At 69.1% G+C, this 22,481-nt stretch carries 23 protein-coding genes and 2 pseudogenes; 7 read left to right on the forward strand and 18 right to left on the reverse strand.

Annotated elements, in window-relative coordinates:
- Positions 1 to 140 precede the first annotated feature (140 nt).
- The gene (locus tag ACRSBM_RS22595; protein ID WP_434445708.1) at positions 141 to 734 is read left to right on the forward strand and encodes a DedA family protein; all 594 of its coding nucleotides are present in this window, start codon (positions 141 to 143) and stop codon (positions 732 to 734) included.
- On the opposite strand, the gene ACRSBM_RS22600 is transcribed toward ACRSBM_RS22595, so the two are convergent.
- From ACRSBM_RS22600 to ACRSBM_RS22610, 3 genes are all read right to left on the reverse strand, one after another.
- A complete protein-coding gene (locus ACRSBM_RS22600) occupies positions 641 to 1,867 on the reverse strand; it encodes an MFS transporter (protein WP_434445710.1) in 1,227 nt (408 codons plus the stop codon). The two genes, ACRSBM_RS22595 and ACRSBM_RS22600, sit on opposite strands and share 94 nt — an antisense overlap.
- A gap of 353 nt (positions 1,868 to 2,220) precedes the next feature.
- Positions 2,221 to 2,955: a carbonic anhydrase family protein gene (locus ACRSBM_RS22605; RefSeq protein ID WP_434445712.1), complete on the reverse strand. Its 735-nt coding sequence runs from the start codon at positions 2,953 to 2,955 to the stop codon at positions 2,221 to 2,223.
- 308 nt (positions 2,956 to 3,263) lie between these two features.
- Complete coding sequence (locus ACRSBM_RS22610; RefSeq protein ID WP_434445713.1) at positions 3,264 to 3,425, reverse strand: hypothetical protein; 162 nt, start codon at positions 3,423 to 3,425, stop codon at positions 3,264 to 3,266.
- On the opposite strand from ACRSBM_RS22610, the pseudogene ACRSBM_RS22615 reads away from it, so the two are divergent.
- Together ACRSBM_RS22615 and ACRSBM_RS22620 are read left to right on the forward strand one after the other, a co-directional pair.
- Positions 3,410 to 4,111: pseudogene (locus ACRSBM_RS22615) on the forward strand (serine hydrolase); the annotation flags it as partial. The gene ACRSBM_RS22610 and the pseudogene ACRSBM_RS22615 overlap by 16 nt on opposite strands.
- Entirely contained in the window at positions 4,111 to 4,461 is a 351-nt protein-coding gene (locus ACRSBM_RS22620) for an MmcQ/YjbR family DNA-binding protein (protein ID WP_434445715.1), read from the forward strand. The pseudogene ACRSBM_RS22615 and the gene ACRSBM_RS22620, both read left to right, overlap by 1 nt.
- A 218-nt stretch (positions 4,462 to 4,679) precedes the next feature.
- Here the strand turns inward: ACRSBM_RS22620 and ACRSBM_RS22625 are convergent, their stop codons facing one another.
- The gene (locus ACRSBM_RS22625) at positions 4,680 to 5,549 is read right to left on the reverse strand and encodes an MBL fold metallo-hydrolase (protein WP_434445717.1); all 870 of its coding nucleotides are present in this window, start codon (positions 5,547 to 5,549) and stop codon (positions 4,680 to 4,682) included.
- An 82-nt stretch (positions 5,550 to 5,631) separates the two neighbouring features.
- On the opposite strand from ACRSBM_RS22625, the gene ACRSBM_RS22630 reads away from it, so the two are divergent.
- Entirely contained in the window at positions 5,632 to 6,453 is an 822-nt protein-coding gene (locus ACRSBM_RS22630; RefSeq protein ID WP_434445718.1) for a LysR family transcriptional regulator, read from the forward strand.
- Here ACRSBM_RS22630 and ACRSBM_RS22635 read toward each other — a convergent pair.
- Positions 6,450 to 6,983: a class I SAM-dependent DNA methyltransferase gene (locus tag ACRSBM_RS22635; protein ID WP_434445720.1), complete on the reverse strand. Its 534-nt coding sequence runs from the start codon at positions 6,981 to 6,983 to the stop codon at positions 6,450 to 6,452. The genes ACRSBM_RS22630 and ACRSBM_RS22635 overlap by 4 nt on opposite strands.
- Positions 6,984 to 7,050: 67 nt before the next feature.
- Between ACRSBM_RS22635 and ACRSBM_RS22640 the strand changes: the two genes are divergently transcribed.
- Together ACRSBM_RS22640 and ACRSBM_RS22645 are read left to right on the forward strand one after the other, a co-directional pair.
- Positions 7,051 to 8,226 (forward strand): SGNH/GDSL hydrolase family protein, encoded by a 1,176-nt coding sequence (locus tag ACRSBM_RS22640; protein WP_434445722.1) that lies wholly within the window; start codon positions 7,051 to 7,053, stop codon positions 8,224 to 8,226.
- 82 nt (positions 8,227 to 8,308) lie between these two features.
- A complete protein-coding gene (locus ACRSBM_RS22645) occupies positions 8,309 to 8,869 on the forward strand; it encodes a DUF4232 domain-containing protein (RefSeq protein WP_434445724.1) in 561 nt (186 codons plus the stop codon).
- Between the two features lie 161 nt (positions 8,870 to 9,030).
- Here ACRSBM_RS22645 and ACRSBM_RS22650 read toward each other — a convergent pair whose 3' ends face one another.
- The 11 genes from ACRSBM_RS22650 to pdxY all read right to left on the reverse strand — a co-directional run bounded on the left by ACRSBM_RS22650 (position 9,031) and on the right by pdxY (position 20,601).
- On the reverse strand, positions 9,031 to 9,960 hold the full coding sequence (locus ACRSBM_RS22650; RefSeq protein ID WP_434445727.1) for a LamG-like jellyroll fold domain-containing protein: 930 nt from the start codon (positions 9,958 to 9,960) through the stop codon (positions 9,031 to 9,033).
- The gene (locus tag ACRSBM_RS22655) at positions 9,960 to 11,963 is read right to left on the reverse strand and encodes a PQQ-dependent sugar dehydrogenase (RefSeq protein WP_434445729.1); all 2,004 of its coding nucleotides are present in this window, start codon (positions 11,961 to 11,963) and stop codon (positions 9,960 to 9,962) included. Before ACRSBM_RS22655 ends, ACRSBM_RS22650 begins: the two co-directional genes overlap by 1 nt.
- 211 nt (positions 11,964 to 12,174) lie before the next feature.
- A complete protein-coding gene (locus tag ACRSBM_RS22660) occupies positions 12,175 to 12,966 on the reverse strand; it encodes an ABC transporter ATP-binding protein (protein WP_434445731.1) in 792 nt (263 codons plus the stop codon).
- An 11-nt stretch (positions 12,967 to 12,977) separates the two neighbouring features.
- Positions 12,978 to 13,952: an ABC transporter substrate-binding protein gene (locus ACRSBM_RS22665; protein ID WP_434445733.1), complete on the reverse strand. Its 975-nt coding sequence runs from the start codon at positions 13,950 to 13,952 to the stop codon at positions 12,978 to 12,980.
- A gap of 29 nt (positions 13,953 to 13,981) precedes the next feature.
- Positions 13,982 to 14,803 carry an ABC transporter permease gene (locus ACRSBM_RS22670; RefSeq protein ID WP_434445735.1) on the reverse strand — a complete coding sequence of 274 codons (822 nt, stop codon included), beginning with the start codon at positions 14,801 to 14,803 and terminating at the stop codon, positions 13,982 to 13,984.
- A 136-nt stretch (positions 14,804 to 14,939) separates the two neighbouring features.
- Positions 14,940 to 15,632 carry a phytanoyl-CoA dioxygenase family protein gene (locus ACRSBM_RS22675; protein WP_434445737.1) on the reverse strand — a complete coding sequence of 231 codons (693 nt, stop codon included), beginning with the start codon at positions 15,630 to 15,632 and terminating at the stop codon, positions 14,940 to 14,942.
- Between the two features lie 5 nt (positions 15,633 to 15,637).
- On the reverse strand, positions 15,638 to 16,621 hold the full coding sequence (locus ACRSBM_RS22680) for an ABC transporter ATP-binding protein (RefSeq protein WP_434445738.1): 984 nt from the start codon (positions 16,619 to 16,621) through the stop codon (positions 15,638 to 15,640).
- Positions 16,621 to 17,442: an ABC transporter permease subunit gene (locus ACRSBM_RS22685; RefSeq protein ID WP_434445740.1), complete on the reverse strand. Its 822-nt coding sequence runs from the start codon at positions 17,440 to 17,442 to the stop codon at positions 16,621 to 16,623. The genes ACRSBM_RS22680 and ACRSBM_RS22685 overlap by 1 nt, the downstream gene beginning before the upstream one ends.
- The gene (locus ACRSBM_RS22690; RefSeq protein ID WP_434445742.1) at positions 17,439 to 18,305 is read right to left on the reverse strand and encodes a carbohydrate ABC transporter permease; all 867 of its coding nucleotides are present in this window, start codon (positions 18,303 to 18,305) and stop codon (positions 17,439 to 17,441) included. Before ACRSBM_RS22690 ends, ACRSBM_RS22685 begins: the two co-directional genes overlap by 4 nt.
- The gene (locus ACRSBM_RS22695; RefSeq protein ID WP_434445743.1) at positions 18,298 to 19,677 is read right to left on the reverse strand and encodes an extracellular solute-binding protein; all 1,380 of its coding nucleotides are present in this window, start codon (positions 19,675 to 19,677) and stop codon (positions 18,298 to 18,300) included. The genes ACRSBM_RS22690 and ACRSBM_RS22695 overlap by 8 nt, the downstream gene beginning before the upstream one ends.
- 72 nt (positions 19,678 to 19,749) lie before the next feature.
- Complete coding sequence (pdxY, locus tag ACRSBM_RS22700) at positions 19,750 to 20,601, reverse strand: pyridoxal kinase PdxY (RefSeq protein WP_434445745.1); 852 nt, start codon at positions 20,599 to 20,601, stop codon at positions 19,750 to 19,752.
- Positions 20,602 to 20,626: 25 nt separating this feature from the next.
- Between pdxY and bla the strand changes: the two are divergent.
- A pseudogene (gene bla / locus ACRSBM_RS22705) lies at positions 20,627 to 21,531 on the forward strand (class A beta-lactamase).
- Here the strand turns inward: bla and ACRSBM_RS22710 are convergent.
- Both ACRSBM_RS22710 and ACRSBM_RS22715 read right to left on the reverse strand, forming a co-directional pair.
- On the reverse strand, positions 21,524 to 21,925 hold the full coding sequence (locus ACRSBM_RS22710) for an ATP-binding protein (protein ID WP_434445747.1): 402 nt from the start codon (positions 21,923 to 21,925) through the stop codon (positions 21,524 to 21,526). The pseudogene bla and the gene ACRSBM_RS22710 overlap by 8 nt on opposite strands.
- An 82-nt stretch (positions 21,926 to 22,007) precedes the next feature.
- Positions 22,008 to 22,403, reverse strand: coding sequence for an ATP-binding protein (locus tag ACRSBM_RS22715; protein WP_434445749.1), 396 nt, complete (start codon positions 22,401 to 22,403; stop codon positions 22,008 to 22,010).
- Positions 22,404 to 22,481: the final 78 nt, after the last annotated feature.

Raw genomic sequence — 22,481 nt, forward strand, 5'->3', positions numbered from 1 at the left:
GCCACCCGGCCTGACCACGTGCGGGCCTGCTGCGGCGGAGAGAGTGGGTCTTCCCGGCGGCCTTGAGGAACGTAGCCCAATCGGAGACGCATCTCCGCCCGGAGGTTGAACAGCAGGGCAAAACGGGTAACTCGACAACCATGGAGTGGATCACTCGGTTGATGGAGGCGTTGGGCTCGCCCGGCGCGGGCCTCGCGGTCGCGCTGGAGAACGTGTTCCCGCCGGTACCGAGCGAGGTGATCCTGCCGCTGGCCGGCTTCACCGCCGGTCAGGGGAAGATCTCGCTGATCGCGGCGATTCTGTGGACCACGGCGGGGTCGGTCGTCGGCGCGCTCCTGCTGTACGGCCTGGGCGCGTGGCTGGGCCTGGAGCGGCTGCGCCGGGTCGCGGACAAGATCCCGTTCGTCACCGTGTCCGATGTGGACAAAGCAGACGAGTGGTTCGACGAGCACGGCAACAAGGCCGTGTTCTTCGGGCGGATGGTCCCGGTCGTGCGGAGCCTGATCTCCATCCCAGCCGGGGTGTCGGGGATGCCGATCGTGAAGTTCACGCTCTACACCGCGGCGGGCAGCCTGCTCTGGAACACCGCGCTGATCCTCGCCGGGTACGCGCTCGGCGAGAACTACCAGCTCGTCGACCGTTACCTGGGCTGGGTCTCGACCGTGGTGCTGGCCGCACTGGCCATCGCCATCGTCTGGTTCGTGGTCTCCCGCGTCAAAGCCCGCCGTTCGTAGAGCACCGACGCCACCGCGATCGCCAGGCCGGCCACCGACAGCGTCACACCGACCCACGCCGTGGACGTGTAACCCCAGCCGGCGGCGATAGCGAGGCCGCCGAGCCACGCGCCCGCGCCGTTCGCGACGTTGAGCGACGAGTGGTTGGACGAGGCCGCGAGCGACGGTGCGTCCGGAGAGGCGTCCATCAGCCGGATCTGGAGCGCGGCCGCGAGGATCTGCACGACGAAGCCCAGCAGGAACAGGAAGACGAACAGGAACGCCGGAATGGTCGCGGTGAGCCCGAACAGCACCAGGATCACGCAGACGGCGATCATCCCGCCGAACACCGAACCCGTCACCGACCGGTCCACGAACCGGCCGCCGAACGTCGCGCCGAGCGTCATGCCGAGCCCGAACACCGCGAGGATCCACGGAACGACACCCGCGGACAGCCCGGCCGTCTCGGTGGTGAGAGGCGCGACGTAGGAGTACACGGCGAACATGCCGCCGAAGCCGATCATGCCGGTGAAGATCGCGAACCACACCGTCGGCCGCCCGAACGCGCGGACCTCGCCCTTCATCGACGCGCCCTCGACCGTCGGCACCCGCGGCACCCACGCCGCGATCGCCAGGGCCGTGACCACCGCGATCAGCGCGACCGCGAGGTACGCCGTGCGCCAGCCGATCTGCTGGCCCGCCGCCGTGGCGAGCGGTACGCCCACGAGGTTCGCCACGGTCAGTCCGACCATCACACGCGCAACGGCCGTGCCGCGCCGTTCGGGAGCAACGAGCGTGGCGGCGACAACGGCCGCGATGCCGAAGAACGCACCATGCGGCAGTCCGGCGACGAACCGGGCGATGAGCAGGAGGGTCTTGTCCTGGGCCGCGGCCGACAACCCGTTGCCCAGGGCGACCGCGAGCATCAGGCCGATCAGCATGCCCTTGCGCGGCAGCTTGGCGCCGAGCACCGCGATCAGCGGGGCACCGACGACGACACCGGCGGCGTAGAGGCTGATCGCGTGACCGGCCTCGTAGTCGGGGATGCGGAAGGTCTCCGCGATCTGCGGCAGCAGGCCCATCGTCGCGAACTCGGTCGTACCGATGCCGAACCCGCCGAGCGCGAGTGCGGTCATGGCGCGGGTGGTGTTCACATTCGCTCCTGGTCGAGGTGTCCGCGGTCGGCACTGACGCAGGACGAATTAGTTAGCGACTGGAACCATCCTACGGTCTTTCTGACGCGCTTCAGAAGCCTCCGGCCGGTGCCACTGCTCACACGCCGGTGCTGCCGGATCGAGACGATGGCGACCGCCAGAACACCGGCGGGAGCAAGGGCTCCGATCCGGTTCGGCGCGGTGTAGCCAGCCCGCCCTCGATCGCGAGGCCGCCGAGCCGCCGCCGCGATGTTCGCCGCCGGCGGCCTGCATACCGCAGTCCAGGGCCGGGTGAGGCCTCACCCGGCCCTGGACGGAACACACCGCCCAGCGGGTCGGTCAGCCGCGAACCGTCAGATACGCGGGACGTCCACGAGCGTCCTGCCGTTGAGCGGCTGCGTCGCACGGGCGTTGCCCGCGGTGAACAGCCCCTTGAACCGCGCGATGGTCGCGGCCGTCACGTGCTGCTCACCAGTGAGGTACCACTCGACGCCCTCGGTGAACGGCGCCGTGGTGAGCGAGCCGGTGTAGTGCAGCGTGTGATGACCACGCGGCAGCAGCCGGTTGAGGTCGATGGGCGCGATCTCCACCGGCGCACCGCACTCGGGCGACAGCGTCGCGAGGACGTCGTCCACGACCGAGTGCGAGCCGACGACCAGCGGAACGCCGACCACCAGCAGCTTGCCCTCGGCGTTGCGGTGCACCAGGTGCATCTCCAGCGGCGTGTTGCGCCCGCCGAACTGGTGCTCGGACGGCGTGTGGAAGTGGAACTGCACCAGGTCGTATCTGGTGCCCGCGACCGTGACGTGGCCCGATCCGGGCTCTACCTCCGCCTCCTCTGTCTCCTCGTGGTCGCGAACCGTGCACCCGTCGGGCCTGGCCGCGTCCTTGCGGACGTACTTCAACTCCAGCGCGGAGTGCCCATAGGTCACGTCCAGCTTCGCCGCGTGCGGGTCGTGCCGGACCGCGTTGGACGTGATGTTGACGGGACTCTGCATCGGCGTCTCCGACTCGGCCGTGCCGACCGCGACGAACGACGCGGCGAGCACAAGCGGAAGGAGGGCCGGAATGGACCGTTTGAGGTTCATTCCACCACTTTTCACCCGATCGGATGCAATAGGGAAGTGGAGTGTGTTCGCACTCTCATCGAACGAAATCATTACGCCGTCTCAATTGGCATTTTCCTTACGAAAGTATTAGGCAGCGAGCTGGAATACGGACCATCTCCGCAGGTGAGCACACGTTCACGCGCTCACAATAAGTTGCCACGACAACTACCGACCCAGGGCGCGAACATTGGCGAACTCGGTGCCATTAATGTCGATTGTCCGATTCGTTCCCATTGCCGAATTCGGAACTGCCATCCATTGGCAATTAACGGAGTCACCGTCCGTAACTAGGATCGACCGGTGGAGTTGAACACGACGTACCGGGCGCCCAGGTCGCCGTGCTCGCCAACGAGGAGGTCCAGGACTTCGCCGCCGGCGTGCTGAGCCTGCACACCGGGGTCGCCCTGGTGGACGAGGGCCTCCTCGACCGCGACCGCCCCGTGCGCCACTACCTGCCGGACCTCCGGCTGACCAACTCGGCCGACTCCCTCACCGCGCGCCACCTGCGGTGCCAGACCAGGGTCGCGGTCCAGATCTTGGTGATCGAACCGATCTTGAAGACCGAGTCCGTCGTGGCCACCTCACCGATCCCCGCCTGGCGCCACTGCGCGAACCCCAGCTCGACACCGTGCCGGACTTCGGTGGCGGCATCCGCGGCTGGGGACTCGGCTGGATGCGGTACCCGGACGGCGTCGTCGGCCACACCGGCGTCTCCAAGGGACAAAAGGCCTTCCTACGCGTCCTGCCGTCCGCAAAGGTCGCCGTGGCAGTCCTGACCAACAGCGCGGGAGCCGAGCCGCTGGCCCACGAGATCTTCAGCGCGACGCTCACCGGCGTCGAGTCGCCGCCACCACCGCGACCACCCGCGAACCCGGCGCCGGTCGAGGCCTGGATGTGCGGCACCTACCGCAACACCCTGTACGACATCACCCTCGGCACCGCCGGCGAACGCGCGTTCCTGACCTACCGCCCGCGCGCCTTCCCCGGGAACCGCGTCGAGGTCGTCCGCCTCGGCGACCGCACGATCATCACCGCCGAACCGGACGCCGGAGGCCACCAAATCCTGTCGCTGGTCGGCACGGGAGATCGCGCCGATTTCCTGCACGACGGCGCCGCCGCGAGGAGGATCTCCTGATGGTCACCGCCGCCGACATCCGCGCCGTGGCACTGACGTTGCCGCGCACCACCGAGCACCTCATCCGCGACCGCGTGAAGTTCCGCGTGGGCAAGATCGTCTACGCGGCCCTGTCCCGCGACGAGACGGTGCTGGGCTTCGGCTACCCGCGTGAGGAACGCGAGGCGCTGGTCGCGAGCGACCCGGTCAAGTTCGCGTTCCCCAGCCAGTCCGACATGCGCTTCCAGTGGGTGCACGCCTCGATGGCCGAGCTGGACGTCGAGGAGATGACCGAGCTCGTCGTCGGCGCCTGGACCATGTGCGTGCCCAAGAAGGTCATCCGCGCCCACTTCGGCGAGGGCTATCTTTAGTCAACACTGAACCTATTGAGCACACCATCGTTGAGCGAGACGAACGTGCCGTCGTGGTGCGCGGTCGGCCGGAACCCGCGCACCAGGCCGATTCGCGCGCCGCGCTCGGAGCAGCCGGTAGAAATCCGGCGGCTCCTCCACCAGCAGGTGCTCACAGACGCGCGGAGAACCGGCGTTGGCCGCGTGGCCGCATTCGAGGAGTCTCACGTGAACCGAGGCTACTCAGCGCACAGGCAGCCCACCCCGGGCTCGATCCACTCCCGCCCCGCCCACTCCGGGTGCCGCTCGACCAGCACCGCCCGCACCTCGGCCACGATCTCGTCGGGCCCCATCGCCGAGTCCCGGCGCCGCCACGTCTCGTCCCGCAGCTCCCCGAGGTAGTCCCGAACCCCTTGCAGCACCGAAAGATCGCCCACCGACCCGTGTCCGGGCACCACGACCCGCGGTCCACCCGCGATCAGCCGGTCCAGCACGTCGATCCACGCGACGCCGGACACGTCGGTGTCGTGCGGCGGGAACCACGGGAAGATCGCGAACTGCCCGGTCTCGGCCAGGTCGCCGGTGAACAGCACGCCCGCGTCCGGTACCTCGACCACCTGGTCGCCCAGCGTGTGCCCGCGGCCGGTCGGCCGCAGGAGCACCGTCCGGCCGCCGAGGTCGAGTGACAGCGTCCCGTCGAACACCTCGTCCGGCACCGGCACCTCGGTCCCGGCCAGCCGTTCGGCGACCGCGCCACCGAACCCGCTGAACATCTCCAGGTAGCCGGATCCCTTGCGGCGCAGGTCATCCGCTTGCGCGCGGTTGACCACATAGGAGCCGCCGAACACGGAAGCGCCGAACGCGTGCTCGGGGTGGAAGTGCGTCGTCGTCAGGTGGATCCGCCGGCCGCGGGCCACCTCCGACGCGAACGCGAGCACCTCGGAGGCGTTGGCGAGGCCGAGTCCGGTGTCCACGACGAGGATGGCCTCGGTGCCACCGACGACGCCGATGTTGGGCACAAGGCTGACGTGCTCGTTCGGGATCACCAGCACGTCGGCGGCCACCTCGACGGCACCGGAGACGCGGACGACGGGGTCAGGGAGGTTCATGCCCCCACTTCAGCGCCGGAGGACACCTCTCGTCCAAGACCGGCTGCGCACACCCGATACCGCGCGAGTATCGTGGCTGGTCATGGAGCTGCGGACGCTGCGTTACTTCGTCGCTGTCGCCGAGGAACTCCACTTCGGCCGCGCCGCGCAGCGGTTGCACATGAGCCAGCCACCGCTCAGCCGGGCGATCAGGCAGCTCGAGTCCGATCTCGGCGCCACGCTGCTGCACCGCTCCCCCGCCGGCGTCACGCTGACTGGATCGGGCCGAATCCTCTTGCAGGAGGCCAAAGCGCTGCTCGACCAGGCCGGTCGCATCCGCGCCAAACTCGCGCGGACGACGATCACCGTCGGCATGCTCGGCGACCACGGCGCGGCGACGCTCGCGGCCGCGTTCCGGCAACGGCACCCGGACGTCGAGATCCGCGTCCGCGAGACCGACCTGACCGACCCCACCTGCGGCCTGCGCACCGGCCAGGTCGACGTCGCGTTGACGCGCGGCCCGTTTGACGAGACCGGCTTGAAGACCCGGATTCTGCGACGAGACCCGGTCGGCGCGGTCCTCAGGGCGGACGATCCGCTCGCACGCCGGGAGCGGATCACCACCGGCGACCTCGCCGACCGGGACTGGTTCCAGTTCCCCGACGGCACCGACGAGGTGTGGCGGAACTACTGGAACGGCGGCGAACCGCGCCGCGGCCCCGTCGTCCGCGCGGTCCAAGAGTGCGTGCAATCCGTGCTGTGGAACGGATCCGTGGGCCTGGCCCCGCTCGGCCACGACCTGGGCCGCGAGCTCACCGTGGTGCCGCTCGACGACCTGCCGCCCAGCCCCGTCGTGATCGCCTGGCGCGAGGACGACCCGCTCACCAGGGACTTCGTCGAGGCCGCGATCCGCGCGTACCGCTAGTGGCGCGTGTGGACGGACACCGCGTAGTCCCCGCCCTGGAACGCCTCCCGGTCCCACGTCGCGAAGCGCTCGACGAGCCTGAGCCCGACCCGCGCGCAATGCTCGTCGTACTCCTCGACGGTGTACCCGCGGTCCAGGCTGAAGCCGGCGACCAGGACGCCTCCCACGTGCCGCGCCACGCCCGCGACCAGCGCGTCCTGCGTGCCGGGCGCGGTGAACAGCGGCACGTTGCCCGCCATGACGACCACGTCGAAGGTGCGTCCCAGGTCGAGCGCGGCCAGATCGGACCGCACCCACGTGATGTCCGGCGCCTGCTCGCGCGCGTAGGCCAGCATCGAGGCGTCGAGGTCGGCACCGACCACCTCGATGCCGTGCCGCGCGAGCTCGATCCCGACGCGCCCGGTGCCGCAGCCCGCGTCCAGCACGGACTTCGGCCCGAACGCCCGCACGAACGTCGCCTCGCCGTGCACGTCCACGCCCGACTCGGCGAGCGAGTCGAACCTGCGCTGGTACTCCGCCCCGTTCCACACGCCGCACAGCATAGATCCGAAGATCAGCGGATACCGTCCGGGTGAGAGCGCTGCCAAGGTCAAGTGCATGACGCGCTTTCTGCTGGCAGTGGCGTTGCTCGTGGCCGCGGCATCACCCGCGCAGGCCGCACCTCCGAGATGGGTCGGCACCTGGGCGACAGCACCGTCCTCGGCCGTGCCCGGCACCGACAACGGCTATCCGAACTTCACGATCCGCAACATCGTGCACGTCAGCGCCGGCGGCAAGGAGATCCGCGTCCGGCTCTCCAACGCCTACGGCCGCACGCCGATCCTGTTCGGCCACGTCACGGTCGCCCGCGCGGCCGGCCCGGACACGCCGCTCGCGGTGCCCGGGACCATGCGCACGCTGACGTTCGGCGGCTCCCGGTCGATCATGGCGCCGCCCGGTGCCGACGTGGTCAGCGACGGTGTGGCGCTGACCGTCCCCGCCGACTCGGACCTGCTCGTGAGCGTCCACACGCCCGAGCCCGGCGGCCCGGTCACGCGCCACCAGCTGACCATGCAGAACTCGTACTTCACCCGCGACGGCGACCACACGGCCGACGAGTCCGCGGCGGCCTTCCGCGAACGCACGACGAACTGGCACTACGTCTCGGGCGTCGACGTGCGCTCGTCGACGTTGCGGGGCAGCGTGGTCGCGCTCGGCGACTCGATCACCGACGGCGCGAACTCGACGTGGGGCGCGAACCTGCGCTGGCCCGACCAGCTCGCCGACCGCGTCAACACCCGCCTGGGCGTGCTGAACGCGGGCATCAGCGGCAACCGGCTCCTGCTCGACGGCGGTTCGGCCGGCCCCAACGCGCTCGCCAGGCTGAACCGCGACGTGCTGACCCAGTCCGGCGTCCGCACGGTGATCGTGTTCGAGGGCATCAACGACATCCAGCAGACCCCGCACCAGACGGACCCCGCCAAGATCATCGCCGCGCTGCGGCAGATCGCCCAGCGCTCGCACGACCGCGGGCTGAGGGTGATCGGCGCGACCATCACGCCGTTCAAGGGCTGGAACAGCTACACCGAGGAACTGGAGTCGGTGCGGCAGGCGGTCAACGCGTTCATCCGCACCAGCGACGACTTCGACGCGGTCGTGGACTTCGACGAGGTCATCCGCGACCCGGCCGACCCGCAGCGGATCCGGCCCGACTACGACGAGGGCGACCACCTGCACCCCGGCGACAAGGGCTTCGAGGCGATGGCGAAGGCGGTGAGGACCGCCACGCTCTGACACCCGATCGAGCGGTTTGAGCCACCCCGTCCGGCGGTTACTCGGAGGTGATCAACTCGAACCACCGGTAAGGGGCCAGCACATGCGTCTCACGATCCTCGCCGCCGTGCTCGCGGTCGGTGCCACGGCCTGCGGGGCGTCGGACCCGGCGCCCCAGGGTCAGGCATCCTCCCCGACCGGCTCGGCCACGCCCACCTCGGCCTCCGCTTCCGACAAGCAGGAGCCGACGGTGAAGGCGGAGCTGACCATGCAGGGCAAGCCCGGTCTGGGCCTGCTCGCCGCGACGAACGAGAGCTCCGCGCCGATCACGTTCCAGGGCTGGCCCAGGCTCGCCTTCACCAACCCCGCGAACGAGCCCGCCGCGATCCCGGTGGAGCAGAAGCTGGTGCCCGGCGAGGGCCCGTCGATCACCCTGCAGCCAGGTGAGACCGCGTTCGCCGGCGTGCAGCTCGACGTCGACGACGAGACCGGCTCGTTCGCCATCAACGAGATGACCGCCGAGCTGCCGGGCATGACGCCGGTGAAGGTGAAGTTCATCGGGACGGACGGCCAGCCGATCACCGACCTGACCACGATGAAGGTCAGCGAGGCGAAGGTCGGGACGATGCAGCCGGCCGCCCAGGGCGTCCTCGTGTTCGACTAGGGCCTGTATCGAAGTCCCGTTCGATGAGAGTCGCGCCTGAGGTGGTTTCTGGTGGTGCGGCCGGATGGCCCGCATACCGGTGTTGTATGTGGGCCATCCGGCCGTGCCGCCAGGGGCCGCCTCAGGCCCGGCTATCGCGGACATGGACTTCGATACAGGCCCTAGTTCGCCATCCAGCGGTACTGCAGGCGCACCTCCCACGGCCGCGCGACGCGGTCGAGGAACATCAGGCTGTCCATCCGGCAGTTGCAGGCGTTGCCCTCGCGGGTGTTCTGCGGGTAGCTCCCGCCGATCTTCATCCCGCGCGGGTCGGTCGCCGAGGAGACGTCCGGTTCCGGCTCGCCTTCGAGCTGCCACGGGTCCCCGGCGGTGACGTACCTGCCCGTCAACGGCTTTCCGTTGCGGTACAGGGCCATCGCGCCCGTGTCGAAGTCGAACGTGGCCGCGAGGAACACCCATTCGTTCTGCGGCAACAGCTTCCGCCAGTCCTCGGCGGCCGCGAACGTCTGCGACCCGCCGCCGTCGACTCGCCGGGCCAGTGCGACCAGCTTCAGCTCACCGTCGACTCCGATCAGCTCCAGCAACGCGCGCACCGCGTGGCCGTTGGAGTCACCGGACAGCACGCCGGCCAGGCCGATCGCGCCGTAGAGGTCGGCCGGGTCGGCGGAGTTCGAGTTCGGGGCCGGGTTCTGGCCGGTCATCTTCACCCAGCCCATGATCGACGCCTGCCGCGCGCCGTTGAACTCCTTCAGCGACGGCACGCCGGTTTCGCTGTACAGGCCTGCCTTCCAGTCGTCGTTGCCGGCGGTGGCGGGGTCGATCTGCTTCAGCTGCAACGAGTTCCGGCTCCGCCCGAAGGCGCCGTCCCGCACGCGCATGTCGGCGCCACCGTTGATCAGCCGCAGCCGGGTTCCCGAGCGGCCGCTGTCCTGTTCCAGGGAGCTGTCGCCGCGTACCGGATGTTCGAAGTCGTAGTACGACACCAGGTCGCGGGCCAGCGTCGGCAGCACCGTGCCGAACGTGGCCTGGGCAGGCGCGGCGAGGCCGAGGCAGAACACCGCGACCACGCCGAGGACGAGCAGTCGCCTCATCACCGGATCCCCCTGCCCTGCACGCGCAGGTCGCGAAGCCTGCCGATGTTGTCGAACGAGCCGAACCCCACCCGGCCGGACGAGAACGTCGTGTCCACGGCGGTCATCAGCGGATAGGACGAACCGTCCAGATAGACCGCGATCTCGCCCGTGTCGGCACAATGCTTCACCCGCACGCGATGCCACGCCGTGTCATTGACGGCGGGAGCCGCGCCGACGGAACGTACGGCGTCCCACTGGTGGTCGAGGCGCAGCCGGTCCGCGTTGTTCACGACGAAGATGCCGTTGTGCGGGTAGATCTTGTTGTCCGACGAGAGATGCGCGTAGTAGAACTCCGTGTCCGACCGGTAGCCGAACACCATGATCACGTCCCGGTTGGACTCCGCGACCGGCGTGTCCAGCCGTACCGACGCATCGACCTGGACGGAACCGAACTCTGGCCCCTTCTTCAGCACCGCGTACTCGAACGGCCGCCGGGGACCGGGCCGGGCCACACCGGGTTCGGCCAGCACGACCTCACGGCCGGGGAACCGCCACAGTTCCGGCGTCACCGGCTGCCACGCACGCTCGGCCCCGGCGCCGTTGACGAAGTCATGACCGGTGCGGCAGGACGCGAAGGTGCGCGCCCCTGTCACCTTCCAGACCTTGCCGTTCGCCTTGGCCAGCACGTAGAGCTCGCCGTCGGCGTCCTGGCCGAACCTCAGGTCGACCCGGTTCGGGTCGTTCACCAGAGCTTTGAGGGTGGTCAGCCGGCCGTCGGCGTACACCATCAGCTCGCGTGACACGGCCATCGGCTGACCGGCGCGCATCTCCCGTTCGTCGGCGTAGTAGAGGAGCCCCTTCACGCCCTCGCCGTAGATGTACTTGCCGTGCAACGAAGGGATCTTCGAGCCGCGGTAGACGAAACCGCCCATCAACGCGTTGCCGCTGTCGGCACACGGCCGGGTCGACGAGAGCCGGTTGTGGTCGAACGCCGTCACCGGATAGGTGTAGCCGTACTTCGCGTCGTCGGCGGGCAGCGGGAACACGCCGCACGACGGGTCGCCGCGCCGGTACTCCCAGATGCCCTCGCGCTCGCTCCAGCCGAGGTTGGCGCCCTTGCGCACCTCGTAGACCGAGTCGACGGCCTTCTCCCCGATGTGGCCCATGAACATCCGGTGCGAGCCACCGCTGTCCCAGCTGAAGCGGTACGGGTCGCGCATGCCGTACGCGTAGATCTCCCCCAACGCGCCCGCCTTGCCCACGAACGGGTTCGAGCGCGGGATGCCGTACCGGCCGTTGACGCCGTTCGTGCCCGCCGGGTCGATGCGCAGGATCTTGCCCTGCGGCAGCGCGAGGTCCTGCGGCAGCGTCGTCGAGACGCCGATCCCGCCGTCGCCGGACGCGATGTAGAGCAGGCCGTCGTCCTCGCTCCACGGCCGCGCCGTCGGGTTGAAGCCGATCTCCTGGAAGCCGTGGATGAACGACGCGAAGCCGACGCGCAGCAGTTCGCGATGCGTGCCGGCGAAGACGTCGGCAGACGAATCCGCGGCGGTCCACTCGGTGATCACCCCGTGCACCTGGGTGTTTCCGAGGGACGGCAGGTCCGGCTTCTTGGACGTCAGCGCGGAACCGGTTTCGGTGTGGACGGTGTAGAACTTGCCGTTGCTCCGGAAGTCCGGGTGGAACGCGGCGAACCCGAAGCCGCTGCCCAGGCCGCGGTGGGTGTGGAAGTCGGGGCCGATCACCGCGCCCAGGTCCAGGAACGCGTGCTGCGCCCCGTTCTCCAGCAGGTACAGCTTGCCGTTCATGTCGGGCACGAACAGCCGGCCGGAGCCGTCCGGCACCTCGCCGAGGTAGTTGATCCTGTTGTAGCGCACCAACCTGGTGTCCGTCGGCGGCGGCACGGGCTGGGACGCGGGCAGCCGCGCGACCTCGGTGAGTTCCAGGCCGATGCCGGAGGCGCCCGGCGTCGGCAGCGGATCGGCGATAGGCACGTCGGACTGGGCCGAGGCGTTCGACACCACGGGCACCCCCGGCTGAGCCGAGGCAACGGGCACGAACAAGGCTGAGAGCACCAAGGTTGTGACGGCCAAGCGGGACAAGCGAGACAAGCGTCGGTACATTCCCCACCACCCTGTGGGCCAAGCCGTGACAGCACGGCAGCGGAAAGCGCTTTCCAACGCGGCGGAGTTCCGAACCTACCCAGCTAATAAAGCTGTTACAACCCCGCCGTCACTCGTGCCCCGGCACCGCTCCGAGCAGGTCCCGGATGCGCGCGGTGGCCGACGCGAACTCCGGCCGCGCCATCGTCGCGGAATAGTCCCGCTCCGCCGGCAGGACGACCTCGATGACCTCCTTGACCACCGCGGGGCGTTGCGTCAGCACGATCACCCGGTTCGCCAGGTACACCGACTCCGCGATCGAGTGCGTCACCAGCAGCACCGTCGTGCCGGTCTCCCGCCACACCCGGTGCAGCTCGACGTTCATCTGCTCGCGCGTCAACGCGTCCAGCGCGCCGAACGGTTCGTCCATCAGCAGCACGCGCGGCCGATGCAGCAACGCACGGCACAGCGCCACGCGTTGCTGCATGCCCCCGGACAGCTCGTGCGGCAGGGCGTTCTCGAACCCGGAGAGCCCGGTCATCTCGATCAGCTCGTCCGCGCGCCTGCCCGCCTCGGCCGCGTTCATGCCGCGCATCTCGGCCTGCAGCAGGATGTTCCTGCGCGCCGACCGCCACTCGAGCAACGCCGCCCGCTGGAACACGAACCCGATGTCGTGCCGTGGCCCGCGTACCTGTTCGCCGAGCAGCGTCACCGACCCCGACGACGGCTGCAGCAGGCCGGACACCAGCTTCAGCAACGTCGACTTGCCGCAACCGGACGGACCGACGATGGACACGAACTCGCCCGGCGCGACGTCGAGCGAGACCTGCTCGATCGCCGTGACCTCCGTGCGCTTCGAGCGGAAGCGCACGGACACGTCGTCGATCGCGACGGCGGAAGAGGTTCCCAAAGTGATGCTCATTCCCGCGGTACTCATCCCTTCGGCGCAACGCTTTCTTCCCAGTAGGCCGAAGGCTCGGCGGCCTCCTTGATGATGCCGGTCTGCTGGAAGGTATCGATGGTCTTCTTCCAGTCGTCCACGGAGTTGACCCCCGGCGCCTTGTCCTTCGTGGCGTCGGTGTGCAGCAACGTCAGCGTCGTCCTGAACTGCTCCAGCACGACCGCCGGTGACGGCAGCTGCTCGGCGGCGCCCTTCATCGACTCGGCCGCGGCCTCCGGTGCCTTCTCGGCCTCGGTCCACGCCTCCTGCGTGGCCGCGACCATCTTCCTCACCAGCTCGGGGTCCTTCTGCAGCATGGACTTCGAGGTCAGCAGGCCGTTGCTGAAGTAGTTCAGCCCGAACTCGGAGAACCGCAGGTAGCCGACGTCCTTGCCGGACTTCTCCTTGATCGTCGGCCCCTGGTCGGACGCGAACCCGAGCAGCACGTCGGTGCGGTTGGAGATGACCGCGGCCATCTTGCCCGCGGGGTCGATGTTCTGGATGGAGACGTCGGACTCCTGCATGCCGTTCCGCTTGAGGAACGCGGGGAACGTCTTCGTCAGCGCGTCGCCCGCGGTCGTGGCGACGGACTTGCCCTTGAGGTCCTCGGGTTTGGAGATGTTCTTCTCGGTGAAGAACTGCACGGACGCGGGCGTGGTCTGCAGGAACACCCCGATGCTCTTGGCCGGCACGCCCTGCTCGACGGCCGTGGCGAGCGCGGACGTGTCGGCCCACCCGAAGTCCGTCTGGCCGGCACCGGTCGCCGTGACGGTCTTGCCGGAGCCCTGGCCGGCCTGGATCTTCAGCTTGATGCCGTGCTTTTCGAAGATGCCCTGCTTGACGCCGTAGTAGAACGGCGCGTGCTCGCCGTACGGGTACCAGTTGAGGGTCAGCGTGACTTCCTTCGCCTCGCCACCGCTCTCGGAAGAAGTGCCACCGCCTCCACCACAGGCAGTGATCACCAGCATCGCGGGAAGTAAACCTGCGAGCAGTTTCCTCATGATCCGCCTTTCGCGAGAAGGGTTGTGACGGCGGCGCCGCGCCGGCTGGCATGCCACGGCAACATCAGCTTTTCGGCGAGGTCGAGCAGGAGAAAGAGCAGAACGCCGACCACCGAGATGACGATCAGGCCTGCGAACAGCATCGGGGTGTCCATGTTGCCGTTGGCCTGCAGGATCACGTAGCCGAGGCCTTCGTTGGAGCCGACGAACTCGCCGACGACGGCACCGGTGACGGCGAGCGTGACCGCCACCTTCAGACCGGCGAACAGGTGCGGCAGCGCGGCCGGGAAGCGGATCTTCACGAACGTCTTGACCGGGCCGCCGCCCATCGTCGCCGCGAGTTCGAGCATCTCGGTGTCGACGGACTTGAGGCCGGTGACCGTGGAGATCACCACGGGGAAGAACGCCATCAGCACGGCCACGACGACCTTGGGCTCGAAGCCGAAACCGAGCCACACCACGAACAGCGGCGCGATGGCGATCTTCGGGATGACCTGCGCGAACAGCAGGATCGGGTACGCGGTGCTCTCGATCGTGCGCGAGTAGACCATCGCGACGGCGACCAGGACGCCGAGAACGCCCGCGATGACGAACCCGAGGATCGTCTCGTAGGTGGTCACCCAGGTGTGGCCCCAGAGGTAGGACCACTTGTCGATCATCAGCTCGAAGGTCCTGCCCGGCGACGGCACGAGGTAGGCCTCGACCAGCCCGGTGGCGGTGACGAGCTGCCAGATCGCGAGGCAGCCGGCGAGCAGCGCGGCCGGACGCCAGGTCCGCCCGACCACGCCTCGCCAGCGGTCTTCCGAAACCGTGTTCACGAAGCTCCCTCGGGTCGGAAAGCGCTTTCCCGTACGACGCTAGGTCCGGTGCACTGAACGGTCAAGATGCGGCGGACGACGAAGCCGACCCGGACAATCGGCCTGTGCCCCGGCGAAGAGCACGACTGAATCGATTTCAAGAGCGTCCGGCCGGGCTGTAGGTGTTGCCGGCGTGGTCACGGCCGCGAGCGAGGTAGATCTTGTGGCTGTCCGGTTTCAGGAACCGGACAGTGGTCGGCATGTACCGCATGGTGTAGCCGCAGCGCCGCAACGCGCTCCGGTTCGGCGGGCTGCCGTGCACCAGCATGGCCGAGTGGACGCTGCACGCCCCGCGTTCCAGTTCCACGTCGACGGCGCGCGACTCGTCGACCACCGTCTCCTGGTTGAAGAACGAGTCGGCGGTGCCGATGTGCTCGACGGCCGCCAGGTGGCTGCCAGGAAGCACCCGCAGGCAACCGTTCTCGACGGTCGACGGGTCGATCGCCAGCCACACGGTGATCGCGTCGCCCGCCGGATCGATGCTGTCCCGCCAGAAGTGCGCGTCCTGGTGCCACGGCACGGGTTTGCCGTCACCGGCGGGCTTGCAGATGAAGTGCGAGGAGAACAACGCGATGTCCGGCCCGATCAGCGACTCGACCAGGTCCAGCACGTCCGGGTCCAGCAGCCACTCGAACAACGCCGGGTCGGTCAGGTGCGGCACGTCCATGTGCTCGGGGCGCTGTCCTTCCGGCAGGGCCGCCAGCTTCGCCTCGAAATGCGCCGCCAGCGCCTCGAACTTCGCCGGAGCGAGCACGCTGGAACGCGTCTCGTAACCGTCGGTCTGGAACATCGTCGTCACCTCACGAGTAGGCCGGACTCCTTGTCATAGCGCAGAACGCGTGCGGGCGGGGCGTCCACGGTCACCGTCGTGCCGACCGCGGGTTCGGCGTCCTCCGGCACGACGTAGCCGATCTGGTCGTCGCCGCAGTCGAGCGTCACCAGCGACGTCACGCCGAGGTTCTCCACAATGGACACCGACCCGGTGAACAGGCCCTCGGTCGCGGGCGAGAGGTACTCCGGCCGCACGCCGACGATCTCCGAGCCTCGCGGCACGAGGTTCATCGGCGTCGAGCCGATGAAGTTCGCGACGAACGTGTCCGCGGGCCGCTGGAACACCTCGCGCGGAGTACCGAGCTGCCGGATCCGGCCCGCGTCCATCACCGCGATCCGGTCGGCCAGCGCCAGCGCCTCCGCCTGGTCGTGCGTCACGAACACGGTCGTCAGCGCGAGCTCGCGTTGCAGCTTCTTGAGGAACGTCCGCGCTTCCAGCCTCAACCGGGCGTCCAGGTTGGACAGTGGCTCGTCCAGCAGCAGCACCTCGGCCGACGCGGCGACGGCACGGGCCAGCGCCGCCCGTTGCTGCTGGCCACCGGAGAGCTGCCCTGGCCGCCGGTCCAGCAACTCCCCCAGGCTCAACCCGCCGGCGGTGCGCGCCGCCGTCTCCCGCCGCACGGACTTCGCCTCGCCCCGCACCCTCAGCGGATAGGCGATGTTCTCCGCCACCGTCATGTGCGGGAACAGCGCGTAGTCCTGGAACACCATCGCCACCCGGCGGTCACCGGGCTGCAGCCGCGTGACGTCCCGCGCGCCGATCGCCACCGCACCGCCGGACGCGGGCTCCAGGCCGGCGATGGTGCGCAGCAGCGTGGTCTTGCCGCACCCGGAGGGGCCGAGCAGGGCGAACAGCTCGCCGTCGGCGATCTCGAGGTCCAGTTCGTCCACCGCCCGCACCCCGTTGGGGTAGACGGTGGACAGACCCTCGACAGTGATACCCGCCATCAGCTCTTGATGCCTCCGTGGAATCGGAACCCGTACCGCTTGCTCACGAACAGGTACAGCACGACCACCGGGATCGAGTACAGCAGCGAGAACACCGGGATGACCGTCAGGTTGGCGCTGCCGCCCTCGTCGTACAGGGTGCGCAGCAGCACTGCCGCCGGCTGCCGGCCGACGTCGCGCAGCAGCAGGAACGGCAGCAGGAAGTTGCCCCAGGCGTTGACGAACGCCCACACGAAGATCGTCGCGACGCCGGGCCGCGCGACCGGCAGCACGACGTGGCCGAGCACCTGCCACGGCGAGGCGCCGAACACGCGCGCCGACTCCTCGTACGACCGCGGCACGGCGTCCATGAAGTCCTTGAGGATGAAGATGGCCGCGGGCAGCATGCCACCCGCGATCACGAGCGCCGTGCCGAACTGCGAGTTGATCAGGCCGAGCTGCAGCATCATCACGAAGATCGGCACCATCGCGGCCGTGCCGGTCACGACGCTCGACAGCAGCAACAGCAGGTACAGCAACAGATCCCGGCCGGGGATCCGCACGCGCGACAACGCGTAGGCCGCCAGCGCGGCGAGCACCGTCGTCACCACGGTCGCGATCGCGCACAGCACCAACGAGTTCACCAACGACGTCAGCGCGTACGGATGCTCGAACGTCGCCGCGACGTTGCCCAGCGTCCAGTCCGGCCACCGCAACCCGAGACCGGGCTTCGAGTCGAAGGGCGCACTCGCCAGCCACAGCATCGGCACCGCGAAGAACGCCAGCACCACCGCGACCAGCACGTAGAAGCCGATCCGCCGAACCATCCACAGAGGACTCACGCCCGCCTCCGCAGCAACCGCAGGTACACCAGGGCGATCACGAGGTTGCCCACCAGCAGCAGCATCGACATCGCGGACGCGTACCCGAGCCGCCCACCCTCCAGCGCCTGCCGGTAGATCAGCACCGGCAGCACCTCGGACTGGTGGTTGGGCCCGCCCGCGGTCAGCAGGAACGGCGTGAAGTCGTTGGCCGTCCACAGGCTGATCAGCAGCGTGTTCGTCAGCACGTGCCCGCGGATGTGCGGGAACACCACGTCCCGCACGGTCTGCCACCCCGACGCGCCCATCAGCCGCGCGGTCTCGAGCTGCGTCGGCGGCACCGCGGCGAGCGCCGAGGTGTAGAGCAGCATCGAGAACGCCGTGCCACGCCAGACGTTGAAGATGATGAGGCTCGTCATCGGGTACTGCACCAGCCACGCGGTCTGCGGCGACCCGAGCAGCATGCCCAGCGTGCCGGTGTCGCGGCTCAGCACCGCGAACCACAGGTACGCCACGACCGTGCCCGGCAGGATCCACGACAGCAGCACGAGACCTTCGACGGTCCGCCGCAGCGCGGGCCGGACGGTCCGCAGCAGCCACGCCAGCCCGAACCCGAGCAGGTTCTGCCCGATCACCCCGGAGCCCAGCACGAACAACGCCGTGAGCCACACCGAGTTCGTGAACAACGGGTCGCGCACGGCTTCGACGACGTTGTCCAGCCCGACGACCTGGGGGTTGGCCGCGGCGGGACCGGTGAGCTGGTAGTTCGTGATGCCGATGTAGAGCGTCCACAACGCCGGGAAGACCAGGAAGACCCCGATCAGCACCAGCGCCGGCGCGACGAACGTGACGGCGCGCCGGACGCCCAGACCGGAGCTATCCAACGTTGTCCTCGCCGACGGCCTTCACGAGTGCCGCGCGATAGGCCGTCGCCGCCTCATCGGGACTCCTGCCCGCCACGATGTCCGCCGTCGCCTGCTGCAACGCCGCCGACACCTTCGGGTAGTCGGCGAGTCCCGGCCGGTACCGGGTGATCGGCAGGACCTTCTCCGCGATGAACGTCAGCATCGGGTCGCCCTTGAGCACCTCGTCGTTGACGTCCTGCCGCTGGGTCGTCTGCGCGGTGCCCGCCAGCGACTCCTTCACGGCCTCGGCGGAGTTCAGGAACTGCATGAACTCCCAGGCCTGCCGGGGATACCGCGTGTTCGGGTTGATCACCCGCACGCCACCGCCGGACACGCTCACGAAGTCCTGCCCGCCCACACCGGCCTTCGGCTCCCTGGCCGGGATGAGCGCCCAGCCGACGGCGGTGTCGCGGTCGGCCATCTTCGCCACGCCGTTCCTGGGTTCCAGGACCGAACGCCAGAAGTAGTCGCTCTCCAGCAGGATGCCGATCTTGTTCTCGCTGAACAGCTGGAACGACCGGTCGCGCCCCTTGGCCTCCTGCTGCAGCACGGGATCGCCGAGCCCGCCACCGTAGACCTTCTGGTACAGCCCCAGAACGTCCTTGACGTTCCGCGAGTCCCCCTGCCACTTCCCGTTCTCGTAGACGAGCTTGCCGGTCCCCGCCAGCGCGGGCAGCACGCCCTGCGTCGTCGTGGCCTCGCCCATCGCGGTGCCGGCGTTGAGCTGGATCGGCGTGACACCCGGCACGGCCTTGAGCTTCGCGCCCGCGTCGAGCACGTCCTGCCACGACCTCGGCTGCCAGTCGGCGGGCAACCCGGCCTGCGCGAACAGGTTCTTGTTGAAGAACAGCACCCGCCCGTCCGTGCCCATCGGCACGCCGTACCGCTTGCCGTCGAACTCGCCGAGCCCCTGCACGGCCTCCGGAATCTGCTCCCAGCCGTCCCAGTCGGTGTTCCCGACGACGTCGCCGAGCGGCTTGATCTGCCCGGCCTGCGCGAACTCGCCGAGCCAGATGCCGTCGATCTCGATGATGTCGGCACCACCACCGGTCTTCAGGTCGAGCGCGACCTTGGTCTTGAAGTCCTCGTCGCCCGCGCCGTTCTGCTCGAACTTGATCGTCGCGGTGACGCCCTTGGCCTTCTGCGCCTCGGTGAACCTGGGAATCACCCAGTTCTGGATCCAGTTGGCCCCTCGGGAGTTCTTCCCGCCCGCCACCGCGTTGGCGACGATCGTCAGCGTGATCTCCTTGGCGTCGGCGTTTCTCGCCTGATCACCGCTCTGCGTCTGCCCCAGACAGCCCGCAAGCAGGCCGCACACCGCCAACAGACCGAACACCGTTGTTCGCCGCATCCGTCCAACCTGGCACTGGATCACCGCGGCCACAAGGTCTGGCCGGCCGCGCGGCCAGACCTGCGGGCGACGTCAGCGCACCTGCTCCGCCTTGAACTGCATCCGCGGCGCCGCGTAGAACTCCTGGGCCTGCACCAGCCGCAACTCGCGCTCACCGGAGCGGTAGGTCAGGTCGATCAGGTCGAAGACGCTCGACGCGGTGCGCTCCAGCGCCAGCGCCGCGTCCTTCGTCTCCACGTAGTGCGCGGTGAACAGCGCGGCCGTAACGTCGCCGGACCCGTTCGCCTTGAACGGCAGGTGCGGGGTGCTCACCAGCCACGCCCCGGCGTCGGCCACGACGAGCATCTCGATCGTGCCCTCCTCCCGGTCCGGCCGCTCGACGCTCGTGACCAGCACGGTCGACGGGCCCATCGCGCGGGCGAGGTCGGCGGAGGCGAGGGTCGAGGAGATGCTCGCCGGCTCGGTGCCGGTCAGGAACCCCAGCTCGAACTGGTTCGGGGTGATGATGTCGGCCACCGGCACGACGCGGTCGCGCAGCAGCTCGGGGATCTCGGGAGCGACGAAGCACCCGGACTTGGCGTTGCCCATGACCGGGTCGCACGCGTAGACCGCCGCCGGGTTCGCGGCCTTCACGCGGCGCACCGCGTCGATGATCACGTCACCGATGCCCACCCCGCCCTGGTAGCCGGACAGCACGGCGTCGACCTGGGGGAAGACCCCGCGCTCCTCCACCCCGAGCAGGATCTCGGCCACGTCCGACGGCGGCAGCAGCGGCCCCCGCCAGGCGCCGTAACCGGTGTGGTTGGAGAAGGCCACGGTGGGGATCGGGACGACCTCGACCCCGATGCGCTGCAGCGGGAACACGGCCGCGGAGTTCCCGACGTGGCCGTGAGCGACGACGGACTGGATGGACAGAACCTTCATCCGGACAGCCTAATAGGCTGAACGGGTGGCCGATCGACGCACAGTTCTCCGCACCCTCGCCCTGCTCCCCCTCGCCGGCTGCGCCGCCCCGCAGGTGACCGAGCCGGCCAAGACGTCCGAAGCACCGGCCACGACGACCACGAGTGCCGTGCCCGTGCGGCACGACGCGTTGTTCGAGCTCGAGAAGAAGTTCGACGCGCGCCTGGGCGTCTACGCGATGAGTGACTCCGGCAGGACGATCGAGCACCGGGCGGACGAGCGGTTCGCGTTCTGCTCGACGTTCAAGGGCCTGGCCGCGGCGGCGGTCCTGCACCGGCACCCGATGACGTACCTGGACACGGTCGTCACCTACACCGAGGCCGACCTGATGAAGAGCTCGGCGATCACCCGGCAGCACGTCCAGTCCGGCATGACACTGCGCGATCTGTGCGACGCCGCCGTCCGCTACAGCGACGGCACGGCGGGCAACCTGCTGCTGCGCACGGTCGGCGGACCCGCGGAACTCACCAGGTACCTGCGTGAGCTCGGCGACACCGAGACCCGCATGGACCGCGTCGAGCCGGACATCACCTCGGCCACGCCCGGCGACCCCCGCGACACCGCCACCCCGCGCTCACTCGGCACCGACTACCAGCGGCTCGTGCTCGGCGACGCCTCCCGGCGGAGAAGCGCGACTTCCTGAAGGACCTCCTCGAACGCTCGGTCACCGGAGCGAAGCGGGTCCGGGCCGGCGTACCCGAGGGCAGCAGGGTCGCGAGCAAGACCGGCACCGGCGACTACGGCACGGTCAACGACATCGCCGTCGTGTGGCCGCCGGACCGCGAGCCGATCGTTCTCGCGATCATGTCCAGCAAGTCCACCGCGGACGCCGAATACAACGAGGCGCTCATCGCCGAAGCGGCCGCCTACGTCGTCAGAAACCTCACCTGACGGTCGACACGTCAGCCCACACCGTCTTGAGGTCGGGGAACCGGTTGTGGCCCCACACCTGTGCCAGGCCGTTGACCAGGAGCAACCCGCGCTGTCTCCGTCCCAGGAACCCCATTCGCCCGAGTTGGGGGAACCGGCCGGGCGTGCCGTCGTCGACCTCGACCCGCACGACCTCGCGTTCAGGCAGGCACAGGATGCGAGCACGGCGCGGCGACGCGGCGTGGTGGTACGCGTTGCTCACGAGCTCCGTGGCCACGACCATCACGTCGACCACGAGGTTCTCGTGCATTCCCTGTAGTAGACGACGCACTTCCGCCCGCACGTCCGCGAGCGGCAGAGCCTCTTCTGGTAGGACGAGGTCCACGCGTTCACTGGACCGTCCTGCGATACCCATCAGCATCTCCCCGCGCCCTGTTCTTTCAAGGCAGGAGGTTCCATACCCAGGAGCGCACACGTCGAAACACACCGGACTTCGGTCATGACTGCCTCGGGAGATCGGCCCAGACCACGGTGCCGCCGTGTGCTCTGTCCACGCCCCACCGGTCGGACAGCCGGGCCACCAGGACCAGGCCGTATCCCCGCTGCGGACGGGAAACCTTGCGCAACGGCGGATGAGCGCGGGCGTCGTGCTCGATCTCGACGCGGATCTTGACCTTCTCCACGACGACGCGCAGGAACGACGGTTCCGACGTGTACCGATACGCGTTGCTGACCAGCTCGTTCACCACCAGCAACACATCGGAGACCGCGTCGGCGTCCTCGCCCGTCAGTTCCACCCGCACCCAGCGCCGGACGGCTGCGAGTGACGGCCGCTGCCTGCCCAGTGGCAGATGTGCGGCCTCGCCCGCCCGCGCTGCCTGGTCGTGCGCCAAACCGCTCCTCGGTCAGTTGATCAGTTCGGAGGGCGGTTACCCAGGCGCATCGGTCGCCAAACCAACCGTTCACCGACG

This window comes from Lentzea xerophila, assembly GCF_051094245.1.
GTDB lineage: Bacteria > Actinomycetota > Actinomycetes > Mycobacteriales > Pseudonocardiaceae > Lentzea > Lentzea xerophila.